13 protein-coding genes and 1 tRNA gene are annotated in these 12,304 nt (G+C 48.0%); 9 read left to right on the forward strand and 5 right to left on the reverse strand.

All coding sequences use genetic code 11. From position 1 onward, the window contains the following. Nucleotides 1-36: 36 nt before the first annotated feature. Nucleotides 37-711 carry a hypothetical protein gene (locus BUC30_RS01325; protein WP_170861483.1) on the reverse strand — a complete coding sequence of 225 codons (675 nt, stop codon included), beginning with the start codon at nt 709-711 and terminating at the stop codon, nt 37-39. A 94-nt stretch (nt 712-805) separates the two neighbouring features. Between BUC30_RS01325 and BUC30_RS01330 the strand changes: the two genes are divergently transcribed. Genes BUC30_RS01330 through BUC30_RS01340 form a run of 3 tightly spaced genes read left to right on the forward strand, consistent with a single transcriptional unit; the run spans nt 806 to nt 3,683 of the window. Continuing rightward, a complete protein-coding gene (locus tag BUC30_RS01330; protein WP_073423180.1) occupies nt 806-1,639 on the forward strand; it encodes an HAD family hydrolase in 834 nt (277 codons plus the stop codon). Between the two features lie 41 nt (nt 1,640-1,680). Continuing rightward, the gene (locus BUC30_RS01335; protein ID WP_073423181.1) at nt 1,681-2,802 is read left to right on the forward strand and encodes a cysteine desulfurase family protein; all 1,122 of its coding nucleotides are present in this window, start codon (nt 1,681-1,683) and stop codon (nt 2,800-2,802) included. A gap of 20 nt (nt 2,803-2,822) precedes the next feature. After that, on the forward strand, nt 2,823-3,683 hold the full coding sequence (locus tag BUC30_RS01340) for a tRNA 2-thiocytidine biosynthesis TtcA family protein (RefSeq protein ID WP_073423897.1): 861 nt from the start codon (nt 2,823-2,825) through the stop codon (nt 3,681-3,683). A gap of 14 nt (nt 3,684-3,697) precedes the next feature. On the opposite strand, the gene BUC30_RS01345 is transcribed toward BUC30_RS01340, so the two are convergent. The 4 genes from BUC30_RS01345 to BUC30_RS01360 are packed head-to-tail and all read right to left on the reverse strand — an operon-like array spanning nt 3,698 to nt 7,244. Then, a complete protein-coding gene (locus BUC30_RS01345) occupies nt 3,698-4,435 on the reverse strand; it encodes a hypothetical protein (protein ID WP_073423182.1) in 738 nt (245 codons plus the stop codon). Nucleotides 4,436-4,457: 22 nt separating this feature from the next. Next, nucleotides 4,458-5,702: a tyrosine-protein phosphatase gene (locus BUC30_RS01350; RefSeq protein WP_139260793.1), complete on the reverse strand. Its 1,245-nt coding sequence runs from the start codon at nt 5,700-5,702 to the stop codon at nt 4,458-4,460. 52 nt (nt 5,703-5,754) lie between these two features. Then, complete coding sequence (locus BUC30_RS01355) at nt 5,755-6,366, reverse strand: DUF2238 domain-containing protein (RefSeq protein ID WP_244536427.1); 612 nt, start codon at nt 6,364-6,366, stop codon at nt 5,755-5,757. A 44-nt stretch (nt 6,367-6,410) separates the two neighbouring features. Continuing rightward, nucleotides 6,411-7,244 carry a PDDEXK family nuclease gene (locus BUC30_RS01360; RefSeq protein ID WP_073423185.1) on the reverse strand — a complete coding sequence of 278 codons (834 nt, stop codon included), beginning with the start codon at nt 7,242-7,244 and terminating at the stop codon, nt 6,411-6,413. Nucleotides 7,245-7,878: 634 nt separating this feature from the next. Between BUC30_RS01360 and miaB the strand changes: the two genes are divergently transcribed. From miaB to BUC30_RS01390, 6 genes are all read left to right on the forward strand, one after another. Next, a complete protein-coding gene (gene miaB / locus BUC30_RS01365; protein ID WP_012820295.1) occupies nt 7,879-9,201 on the forward strand; it encodes a tRNA (N6-isopentenyl adenosine(37)-C2)-methylthiotransferase MiaB in 1,323 nt (440 codons plus the stop codon). Nucleotides 9,202-9,348: 147 nt separating this feature from the next. Continuing rightward, nucleotides 9,349-10,314: an SPOR domain-containing protein gene (locus BUC30_RS01370; RefSeq protein ID WP_073423186.1), complete on the forward strand. Its 966-nt coding sequence runs from the start codon at nt 9,349-9,351 to the stop codon at nt 10,312-10,314. Between the two features lie 117 nt (nt 10,315-10,431). Then, nucleotides 10,432-10,515, forward strand: a tRNA-Leu gene (locus BUC30_RS01375). Between the two features lie 25 nt (nt 10,516-10,540). Continuing rightward, nucleotides 10,541-11,272 (forward strand): hypothetical protein, encoded by a 732-nt coding sequence (locus tag BUC30_RS01380; protein ID WP_073423187.1) that lies wholly within the window; start codon nt 10,541-10,543, stop codon nt 11,270-11,272. Nucleotides 11,273-11,278: 6 nt separating this feature from the next. Continuing rightward, on the forward strand, nt 11,279-11,635 hold the full coding sequence (gene panD, locus BUC30_RS01385; RefSeq protein ID WP_012820298.1) for an aspartate 1-decarboxylase: 357 nt from the start codon (nt 11,279-11,281) through the stop codon (nt 11,633-11,635). Between the two features lie 104 nt (nt 11,636-11,739). Next, the gene (locus BUC30_RS01390) at nt 11,740-12,297 is read left to right on the forward strand and encodes a hypothetical protein (RefSeq protein WP_244536428.1); all 558 of its coding nucleotides are present in this window, start codon (nt 11,740-11,742) and stop codon (nt 12,295-12,297) included. Nucleotides 12,298-12,304: the final 7 nt, after the last annotated feature.

The raw sequence follows: 12,304 nt of genomic DNA on the forward strand, positions 1-12,304 counted from the left end.
CCCATTCCGGCACTTCCAGTCCTTTCTAGAATATCGCTAGTCCTTCCAATAGCCTACAATCAGCACTTCGGGCGTTGCCTTCGGGAATTTTTTGCTCTTGAAGCCCACAATCTTGCGGATGCTCTTCTGCTTGAGTTCCCAGCCCGTGCGTGTAAGTCCAGCGGTCGAAAGCGTGACCTTGATGCCAGGCACCTTGCCACCTTCCTTGATCTTGCCCATGTCATCGACATTGAGCATCACGTTCTTGGTCTTGAGCTTGAATTCCTTCTGGGCATTTTCGTCAAGCGCCAAATCCGGGCGCGTCTTCTTGTCCGTTCCCCAAACGTAGAACGTCCATTCACGCTTTTCGTTGGGGGCATAATAGCCCGTATCAAAAAGCTTTTCGCCAAAGAAAATCGGATTTTTCACATAGCCGTCGAGTTGCGCGGCATACGATTTGCCCTGATTATCGACCATCACCACGACCGGGTTGATTTGGCCGTCCATACCTGCAAAATCCATATCGAACTCAATCGTCACCGGAGCATTCGGCGCAATTTTCGTCGGATACTTGAAGTTCGACATGCCAATGCCCTGGCCCATCACAGTTTCAAGAACAATTTCTTTATTCGTAATATTGGCACCCTTGATAACGATATGGCGCACATCGCCCTGATCTGCATAACCAATCGGGTACGGGTCCGGCACAAAACGGATAATATCTTCAGCCATGACTGTCGCCGTAAAAGCGAGAGCCGTCGCAAAAACAGATTTAAAAATTTTTGACATCATGGTGTGAATATACAAAATTTCTAGCTTTGGCGCCATGACTTCACTCGACGAAATCAAGGCACTCATTGCGCAAAAAGAACTGTTCATTTTCGACTTGGACGGTACGCTATTCAATACGCTTGGCGATTTGGCTCCAGCCGTAAACTACGCGATGACGCAATTCGGCCTGCACACGCATTCAAACGACGACGTGCGCACATTCATCGGAAACGGTTCCATGAACTTGATCCGCCGAGCAGTCGCTGCCAATTTCATTCCCGTCGCAAGCACCCGCGACATGGCAAAAGTCGCCGAAACGCTCGCTCGCGAAAACTACAGTGAAGAGAAAATCAAGGAAATCCATAAAGTTTATTCAGATTTCTATTGGGAGCATTGCATAGAAAATACGGAACCATACAAAGGCGTCGTGGAACTACTGCAACGAATTTCAAACCGCGCGGAAAATTTCAATCGAAATGAGGACTGCGCGGAATGTGACAAGAATGGTGCGCAGCCCGTAAACTGCGTCGCGACAAAATGCGCCGAAACGAGATACGCGGCCATGCTCACAAACAAGCCCGTCGCCCCCGCACAAAAGATTCTTGAAAAATTTAGACTCGAAAATTCTTTCGCCACATACCTCTGCGGCGACACCACCCCCGAACGCAAGCCAAGCCCCGCCGGCATTTACGAGATTCTCCGCCAAACCGGAATTGCCCCCGAAAAAGCAATTATGATTGGAGACGACACTCCCGACGTTCTAGCAGCAAAGAACGCAGGCATTGACTGTATCACGCTTTTTGAAGGCTTCGGCAAAGCTGAAAACTTGCTCCCGCTAGAACCGCGGTACACAGCAGGCCATATCAAGGACTTCGCCGAGTTCATTTAACCGCAGAAGGCACCTCCCAATTTTCTATCTTTTTGATAGTTATGTCCTATTTCGACTACACGGCAAACACCCCGGCATGCGAAGAAGCCTTGCAACGATTCTGCGAAGTTGAACGCAGGTTTATCGGCAACGCCAATTCGAATCACGAAGCAGGACATGCAGCAAAAGCTTTCCTCGCCCAAGTGACCGATTCCATCGCGAAACTTTTGGGCGTAAATCCCGGCGAAATCATTTACACCTCGGGCGCAAGCGAAAGCAACAACACCGCCATCCGCGGCATCGTCCAGGCCAAGCGCCATGTGGGCAAGCACATCATCACGAACCCGCTGGAACATTCTTCGGTAAGCGCCACGCTCACGGCTCTGCAAGAAGCAGGCTACGAAATCGAGATGGTAAAAATCGGTACCGACGGGAAAATCGACCTGGAAGACTTACGCAGCCTGCTCCGCAAAGATACGGTGCTCGTAACAGTGAATGCAGTCGATAGCGAACTCGGGACCGTGCAGCCGCTGGAATCCATCAGTAAGATTGTCCGCGAGTTCCCGAACTGCAGCCTTCACGTGGATGCAACGCAGGCCATCGGCAAAACGCCTATAAACCTGAATTTGGCAGACACGGCAAGCATCGGCGCGCACAAGTTCTATGGGCTTTCGGGCAGCGGGCTTTTGTACAAGAAAAGCGGAATCGCCATGGAACCGCTCATTTACGGTGGCGCAAGCACCACCATTTACCGCAGCGGAACCCCGACGCTCGCGCTGGACGCATCCCTTGAAACAGCGCTGTCGCTTGCCATGGAACATTTCGAAAAACGATTTGCCCGCGTCAAGGAACTGCGAACGATTTTGCAAGAAAAACTCTGCGGCTATCCGAAAGTCCGCATCAATTCGCCCGCAGACGCAGTCCCGCACATCTTGAACCTGAGTGTCGCAGGGGTTCGCGGAAGCGTTTTCCAAAAGGCACTTTCGGACAAAGGAATTTACGTGTCGGTCAAGTCCGCCTGCAGCGTGGATGCGCTCCCCTCCCGCGCCGTTTTTGCCGTCAGCCGCGACCGCAAAAACGCCTTGAACTCCTGGCGTATAAGCCTTTCGCACCTCACCACCGAAAAAGAAATCGACGAATTCTTGGCCGCATTCGACAGCTGCTACAAGGAACTTTGCAAATAAACGCAAAAAAGGTAATGAAAATGGCAAGAGAACTTTCATTTGTCCAAAGCGTAGAACGGAGCATTTCGAAAACATACCGAGAAAGGCTCTGGACGCCATTCATTACCGCCATCAAGAACTACAAGCTCATCGAAGAAGGCGACAAAATCGCCGTCTGCATTTCCGGCGGCAAGGATTCCATGCTCATGGCGAAGCTCATCCAGATGCTCCACCGCCATAGCGACGTGAAATTCGACGTGGAATACCTGGTGATGGACCCCGGCTACAACGAAATCAACCGCCAGAAAATCGAAAGCAACGCGAAGCTCCTGGAAATTCCCATCACCGTTTTCGAGACGAACATTTTCGACGTGGCGAACAACACCGAACGTTCCCCCTGCTACGTCTGCGCCAAGATGCGTCGTGGCCACCTCTACCACAAGGCAAAGGACCTGGGCTGCAACAAGATTGCGCTGGGCCACCACCTCTCCGACGTCATCGAGACCACCGTCATGGCGATGTTCTACGGCTCGCAACTGCAGGGCATGATGCCCAAACTCCACAGCCTGAATTTCGGCGGCATGGAACTCATCCGCCCCATGTATTGCATCAACGAGCAGGACATCATCAACTGGAAAAACTACAACGGGTTGCAATTTATCCAGTGCGCCTGCCGCTTTACCGAAAGCTGCACCGTCTGCGACAACGGCGGTGGCGGCAGCAAACGCCAAGAAATCAAGGCGCTCATCAAGCGTCTCAAGCGCGAAAACCCGAACATCGAAAAGAGCATCTTCAACAGCCTGCACTCCGTCTGCATCGAGACTTTCCCCGGATTCAAGGCCGGCGGCGAACTGCATTCGTTCCTAGAAGACTACGAAAATCGCGAACCGCAAAAAGGATAGAACTTCACGACAAGCTACTTGTTCTTTATTGAGGACGAATCATCAAACATCGATGGTTGCGGAAGCATCATGTAAAAGGAAATCGGGAACGAGAAAGTCGCCCCGTTTTTCGTTTTCGGGAATTTCCAATGGCTGACAGATTCCTTGACATCTTCATTAATAGCGCTAAAGGGGCTATTTTCGGCAATTGTAGTCGATTTAATTTGAACTTTTTCAACTTCGCCGCTTGAAGCAATTTTCAAAATCAAGACTATTCTTCCTTCAAATTCACTTGCTAAATCTGATCGACGCCTTACATTCTTATCGAAGATAAAACGTAAACCAGGAACTCGTTGGCGATAAACCTTTAAAAAAGTCTGAACATCAATATCACGACCTTCAACGACAACGTTTTTTGCAGACAAAGGATTAATACGGCATCTAGGAACCACCTTGCCATCACCCCCTTTGTGAACAACATCCGGAAGGACACCATAAAGAGCCACAGTTTGCAAAAGACCGTCCAAACCCTTTGAGATCCGTTCCGAAAAAGTATCGATATTAACTTTAGGGACATCAACCTTTTTTAATTTTAACGGATAAACTATAGCCCTTTCTTTGAGAGTATCAGACTGCTGTTCATTGGCCTTCTCCGCTTTAGGCGTATCAAATTTAGAGGATTCCTTTTTATCAGAATCGTTACAAGCCGACCACAACGCTGCAGCGGTCATCAAAGCGATTTTGCCAAGAAATTTGCTAAAGTTTTTTGCCATACATCATAAATAACAAAATTATCTACTTCAGTCGCGATTTCAGCGCTTCAATTTCGCTCTTTTCCATCCCGAGCGCAAGCAAATACTTTTCTGTAGCGGACGCTAAATCTGCATTTTCGAAATCAGAGATATCAACACCAGTTGTTTTATACGCATTCTGCATTAGTCTTACAATAATCGCCTGAAGCAGCTCAACCTGCTTTGTTGTTAAATCAACATGTTTACCATCGACCACGTTATAAAAATTCTTGTGAGTCGTGGCGTAATCCGCCTTGATTTCATCAGCAGTCGCCCCCATCAACGCTTCGAGCACGGCAATCGTAAATCCGGTTCGATCCATACCATACGTGCAATGCACTAGATACGGGACTTCATGCTCTATCATATAGCGCAAGCCCTTGACTAGCCCATCCTTGAACGGCGTATTCGCAAAAGCAGGCTCCACATTAAGATACACCACATTCTGCGTTGCATAATAAGATTCAGCAAAGCCTTTGTATTCTTCGGCATATTGCAATTCATCTGCAAGGTTCACAAAAGTCTTAACGCCAGCCACCGCAGCCAATGAATCCGCAATGGCATTGCGATAAATTGCAGGATCAATCGGACTTGAAGAACGATAAAGCACACCCTCGCCCATTCCGGTTGTACGCACCATTCTAAAATTCGCAAACTCCTCAATTGATAAGTCTGGATACGATTCTGAATAATAAGCAAACGAAAGCGACTTCAAATTTTCAAGATGGTCCACATAGCCACCCTTTTCCTTCATCTGCACAACAACATCTATCGGGAATGTCAAACCTCGCCCAAGACCAACAATCTCCGCCATTTGGCCGTAACGAGCCTCAAGCTTGATATAGTTTAACCCCTCGGAGACATACAAAAAGAATTCGCCAGGGAAAACATATCCGTAGCCAGCTACCACAGGAACGTCCACTGTATCGTAACCCGCAATCATCACCGTCACGACATCGCCATAATCAAACTTTGTCAGGAACGAATCCGCAACAACGTCAAGTTTCACACCCCCGAATGCAAAAATTTCAAGCGTATCCTCCATAACAGTCGTTGAAATCGAAACTAATCCATCCGCGGAAGAGCTCGATGCAACAACAGACGAGGACAACGCGTAATCCGAAGAACTTGATTCTTCAATGGCAGCGCAACTTTCGCCACCTATAGGATTCACCGAAACAAAACCGTTATCATCGTTGCTACAAGCAGCAACAATCAACGCAAAAGCCAGCGCCCAAAACGCCGCCATCTTTTTTTCTAAAGCTTTAACCCAAAATCCAACCATGACTTAAATATATTTCTTAAGTTTCTAATTTGCGGAACTTTTTAGCATTTAAACAAATTAAAACAGAAATTGTCGCCCCGATAAGGCACATGAACATATCCGTCTGCGTATCCCAAATGTAGCCCTGCGTTCCCAGGAATGCCTCCGTATCCGTCGGATTGCTGAGCGATGCTAGCCACTCAATAATTTCATAAAGCGCAGAAATAGCCTCAGCCACACACACCGACAAAAATCCCGTCCAGCCAGCCGTCTTGATCGGAGTCGTGCGGCGCAAAAGTTCAATCATCACAAGTGCAGGTGTAACGCCCTGCATCAAATGCCCGATTTTATCGTAGTTGTTGCGCGTAAAACCGAACCAATCTTCCATCCAGAATCCAAGCGGAACCTTCGCATACGAATAATGCGCCCCCACCAAAAGCACCGCCATGTGGAGCGCCATTACCACGTAAAGATACGTGGGCATCCTGAACTTTTTGTAGGTAAATACAAGGACCAACAGCCCAACAATCGCGGGAGCCGCTTCAAGAATCCAGGTGAGGTAAGTATCTTCAACTCCAATAACAGACCAAAGCGTTGTCAGGAGAACTAAGCCAAGCAAGAACAAATGAGATTTTGCGATATTATTCATAGTAGGAATAATACAAATTTTAATCGACATACAGTATTTCAGAGTTACTTTCCATTCACCCTAAATACACCTTGAATAATTAATCTTACTTCTGTTTGGCTCAACGGTTTTTCAGAACTTTCCATTGAAATTATGAGATTTTTCCCAGGGACATAGCCGCATTGGAGGTAAGACGATAATTTTTTGACAGACAAAGAAGCATACTCAGGATTATCCATCATTCCCAAATGTTCCCATAACAGTTCTTTACGTGTACGCAAATCAAGACAAGTAAAATCTGGATAAACGCTCCGACCACCATCCGCGAGTTTCAACGGACATTCGTATTTATAAGGGATTCCCAAACGCCCAAGCGTATCCGCAATAATCACCTCTGACTTTGAACGTACTCGTTCGCCCTTTGCAGTCCGCAAATCTGGAACTCCCGCTTCAAAATGTTTTCCCTTATACGGCACAGCAAGCCATCGCCTCGCATATTCTTCATCCGAAAGCAGGATTGGTTCAACCAAAGACTTGCGGACTTCATTCATCCGATTGTAAATGTTTGTCAATTCTTCGGGACTGTATTTTGCAATAAAACCATCAATTAACGAAAGTTCATGTTCCATTTCCCGAAGTGCTTTTTCGTCATAATCCTTCTGCGCAAGTTTTGACATTTGCGAAACATTGTCTTTGGGAATATATTCGCCCTTTAGCGATTTGGCATCAGTCAAATGATAACCGTAAAATTGATTTCCGCGTTTTGCGAGCCTCAAATGCCCCTGCGGAGCACGCTTCAAAGATTTTTTCGTTCTTTCAACAGCACGGAGAAGTTCCTCCGCACGATTTTGTAACGATAGCAACAAAATGTCGGGAGACAAACATTCAAATGATTGCATCGCACCCTCTTGTAATAGTTCATATAATAAACGATATAGCAAACCAAGGAGCGAACGCATCCTACATATAATAAGATAGGTCAGGTTGCATAACCCGACATTTGAAATATGCAAAAATAGTCGCGAAAAAACAAGTGGAGAAGCATATTTCACATTCAAAGAGAAATTTTTGAAAAAACATGCTACAAAAATGAGCTTTTTAACAATTTAGTAGCACAAATTTTACTTTATATTCAACATTTAAAGACTAGGCCGCAGCAATTATGCTACTAAAACGGGCATTTACGCAATTCTGTAGCATACAAAAGAGCTCAATCATGAAATCATGCATTAATTTTAGTTATTTTATTCAAATTTCATGCTACTAAATCAGGTATTTTGGCAATTTTGTAGCACATTTCCGCATTTCCCGCACATTCGAACGGTAACATCCGCCATTTGCGCCTTGCGCACTTTTACTAAATTGGCACGCTTCGCATGCATTTAGTACGGCTCGGACATGCTCATTCAAGCAAACTTGACTCGCGCGTCGCTCGCCTTTTGACGCCTCCGGCGTCCGTGGCGGCGGCTCAAATATGCGAAAGCAAGCTTTCGCGCATTATTCACCTTGCGCACTTTTACTAAATTTGCGCGCATGAAAAAATACCACTTGGCCACATACGGCTGCCAGATGAACGAATACGACTCCGCGATGATAGCGCAGGAGCTAGACATGTGCGGTTGCGTCGAGACGAACAACCAGGAAGACGCCGACATCATCATCGTGAACACCTGCAGCGTGCGTGAAAAGGCCGAGGAAACAGCCATCGTCAACATCAGCAAGCTCAAGTACTTGCGCAAGAAGAATCCCGACGTGAAAGTCGTCGTATGCGGTTGCATGGCAAAAAATCGCGGGCCGGAACTGCTCAAGCGCCTCAAGAACGTGAACTACATCGTAGGCCCGGACCAGTACCGCAAAATTCCGGAACTCCTGTTCGGGGATGCCCAGAGCCCGCTGCACAAGACGCACCACAAGATGTTCATCGACGAAGACCGCGACGAGAACTACCTCGGCGAATACGCCAAGCTGCAGAATGACGTGAGCGCATTCGTCGCGATCCAGCGTGGTTGCAACAAGCGCTGCAGCTACTGCATCGTGCCGTACCTCCGTGGTCCCGAGAAATACCGCGACATGGACGACGTGCTGACAGAAGTCAAGCGCGCCGCCGACAAGGGCATCACCGAAGTGATGTTGCTCGGCCAGACGGTGAATGCCTACAAGACGCCAAACGCTGACTTCACGACATTACTGACAAAAGTTTCCGAAATCGGTGGTATCAAGCGCATCCGCTTTACAAGCCCGCACCCGCGCCATTATACGAACGAACTCATTGACGTTCTCTTGAACAACCCGAAGGTCTGCCATTACGCGCACATTCCGCTCCAGAGCGGCTCCGACGCCATCCTCAAGAAGATGCGCCGCCAGCACAACATGGAACAGTACATGACAGTCATCGAGCAGTTGCGCAGCAAGGATCCGTACTACGCCATTTCAACAGACGTGATTTGCGGATTTGTCGGCGAAACTGACGAAGATTTTGAACAGACGATCAAGGCATTTGAGGCCTGCCAGTTCGACACGGCATACATGTTCATCTACAGCCCGCGCAAAGGCACTGAATCGTTCAACGAAGCCGAAATCCTCACGCCCGAAGAAAAATCGGCACGCCATTCACGCCTCGTGGAACTCCAGAACGCCATCACGCTCAAGCGCAACCAGATGATGATTGGCCGCACCGAAGAAATCCTCGTCGAACACGGCTCCACCCGCGACAAGACAGAACTCGTCGGCAAGACGGACAACTTCAAGAAGGTCATCTTCAAGCCCGAAGAAGGTCGCATCATCAAGCCGGGCGATTACGTCAAGGTGAAAATTGACGATATCCGTGGCTGGACGCTCCGCGGCACTCTCGTGTAGCCCTCCCCTCGCGCAAGCCTATTAGCCATCGAAAAAGCAGACTCCGCACCGAGGTTCATTCACGTAACTTACGGAGTATCAACGACTTACACGCTTTCGCACCTGCCATTTTGTAAATATATTTGTATCTTTACTCTTGAGGGTAATATGGCTAAATATTTTATTCACAATTTGGTTATTACAGGCGCACTGTGCGCATTTGCCACCACAGCATCTTTTGCTGAGGCCGCACCGACTCTCGCCACCGCCCAAAAAGCTTACGTCAATGGCAACTGGAAAGTCGCCGCAGCCGCATACGAGCAGGTTTGCCCGAACGAACCCGAAGCCACTCGTACCGAATGTTATTTATGGAACGTGCTAGCCCTTTCGCAAACGGGTATTGCCGCTGATTTCAGCAAGGCAGGCAAGCGCCTCGATAGTCTCATCGACAAGACGAACCCGCAGCAAGCTATTTACGCCGACCTCATGATGACTAAGGCACAGTTCCAAATGTACCTTGGTCGCTACAACAAAGCCGCCGAATCCCTCGTACACGCTATTGAAACTTCGCAACCACACCAAGTGACTGTGTTGCAGAAAGTCTGCGTCGCCGTTCAAGACCGCGCCCACAGCGAAGAGCTGAATGAAGCCTGCAAAAATCTCGGCAATCCGGAAGCCCAGAAGCTTGCCGCAGCCAAGAAGGAACAAGCTCAAACCGAGCAAGCCAAGAACAATCAAGTCGCAAGTACCGCCCCGCAAACAAGCAGCAATCCATCTGCAAACAATGACGCCGCAAAAGTCGCAGACTCCAAGCCTGTAGCCTCAGCAACCGTCACCGCAGAACCCGCACAAACAAAATCTCCCGAAGCAAAGCCTGTCGAAGAAAAATCCGCATGGCAGCTGCAACTGGGCGCATTTGGCGTCAAGTCCAATGCAGACCTGCTCGTAGACAATCTTAAAAAGCGCAACATCGCTTGCACCATCATCCAGAACACGCTTGAAAGCGGCAAAGTCCTTTATATAGTTCGCACAGGTCCATTTGAGACAAAGGAAAGCGCAGTAGATTACGGAGCTAAAAAGCTTGCCCCACTTAACGTAGAATTCAGGCCGATGCTAGTAAAACAAGCCCTTTAAGCAAATAAAATTATACTCGAAAAAATTTTTTACAGATTTTATCGACTAAAACTTGCGTTTTTTTGCTTAATACCTACAAAAAAAGCAAAAATAGTGCTATATTTGTGTTGCTCCCCCGCCGGGGTGGTGAAATTGGTAGACGCGCTGGACTCAAAATCCAGTACTCGCGAGAGTGTGAGGGTTCGATTCCCTCCCCCGGCATTAAACGTTTAAGAAAGAGATCAAAATGAGTAACATGTTCAAAGTGCTTTCTGCTGTTCTTTTCGCGGGCTCACTAGCGTTTGCTCAGTCTGACGACCTCTTCTCTGACGATTTCCAAGACGCTGCAACTGCAGATTCTATCGCACAAGCTAACGCTGAAGCAACGACTCAATCAAACATTGGTAACGCACAGGCAACTGGTGGTCAATGGGATGGCTTCAAATATGAAGACATGGGTCTTACTCAGTGGGAATATCAGCAGGCTAAGGAACAAGGCGTCACTCGCGAAAAGTTGACGAAGCTCGTCGAACTTGGCATCCGCCCGACAGAATATCTCCAAAAGCCTTGGAACAGACTCGGTGTGAGCGAAGAAGATTGGCTCAGCCAGCGTGCCGAAGGCATGGAAGATGCTGACATCGACCGTTCTTATCGCTATCGCAACGGTGATCAGGGCAGCGCTTATCTTTCTCTTTTAATTCCTTCCTACTATCAGTGGAAAACAAAGCAAACTGCTAAGGCAACCTTCATGGACGTCCTTGAAATCGGTAGTATTGCTGTTACTGTGGTTCTCAAAGTTCAAGACAAAAGCTATTGGTGGTACGGATTCCTCGGAATCGCAGCCGCTCATCTCTGGTCCTTTGCAGATGCCTTCATTACCACTCAGTGGGATAGCAACCCGGATGCAAACCGCTTCAGCTTTGGTGTTATTCCGACTCCGGACCAGGGCGTAGCAAGTTTCTTCAATGTCAAGTTCTAAGCAGCAATGCAGCTAGAATTACTTAAAGCCAAAATTCATCGTGCTACTGTAACTGATGCAAACCTCAACTATGAAGGTTCCATCACTATAGCTCGCGATTTGATGGATGCAGCAGGCATCCTCCCCTTCGAAAAAGTCGGCGTCCTTGACGTCAATAATGGTTCTCGCCTCGATACTTATGTTATCGAAGGTAAAGCCGGTTCTGGCGTGATTTGCCTGAACGGTGCAGCCGCTCGCTTGGTACAGCCAGGTGACCTCGTGATTATCGTAGCTTATGCAACGATGTCTCCAGAAGAAGCCAAAACCTGGAAGCCAACCGTCATCCGCGTCAACGGCAAGAACGAAATCATCGAAAAAATCTAGGCGTAAACCATAAATACTGAAAATTTCGTCAAAACGAGGAGACTTCATTTTATTTCGAAGCCTCCTTTTTTTATATTCATGATATGCGATTCATGTGTTTTACAGTGTTATTCCTAGCAGCGTTCACCTTTGCCGCCTCCCCCGCAAAGGCTGATTCTACCGCGCTCTCAGAAACACTCGTTGCAGCACAAGACACCATAGTCGACACAATCTACGTCATTCAAGAAAGCGGAATCCCCTGGAACCGCGAGAACTTTGACCCAGAGCGACTCATACGCCATGACACATTCGACCCAGCGCTAAAAGTCGCTTACACTTATTCCGTAAGTTTTATCGGCGGTTCATTCGGATCGTTTGCTCAGCAAAGCTTTATGGCTCATTTCGCTTACGAGTTCACCCCTAATTTGCACTTGTACGCCAACGTTGGACTATGGATGCCGCTCTATTCAAGCCTCCATTTTGGCAACCGCATTGCCCGCGAGGACGTGAAGCAAGGAAACGTGGGCGTATTGATTCCAGACATCGCGCTCGAATACAAGCCGAGCGACAAGGTCTCATTCCGTATCATGTACGTCAACGAAAGAGACGCATTCAGAGCCTACGGACCACACCGTTACTTCTATGACGATTGTCCATGGAGAAACCCGCATTATTGTTGGTAGTTAATTT

Source organism: Fibrobacter sp. UWB7 (genome assembly GCF_900142945.1).
GTDB lineage: Bacteria > Fibrobacterota > Fibrobacteria > Fibrobacterales > Fibrobacteraceae > Fibrobacter.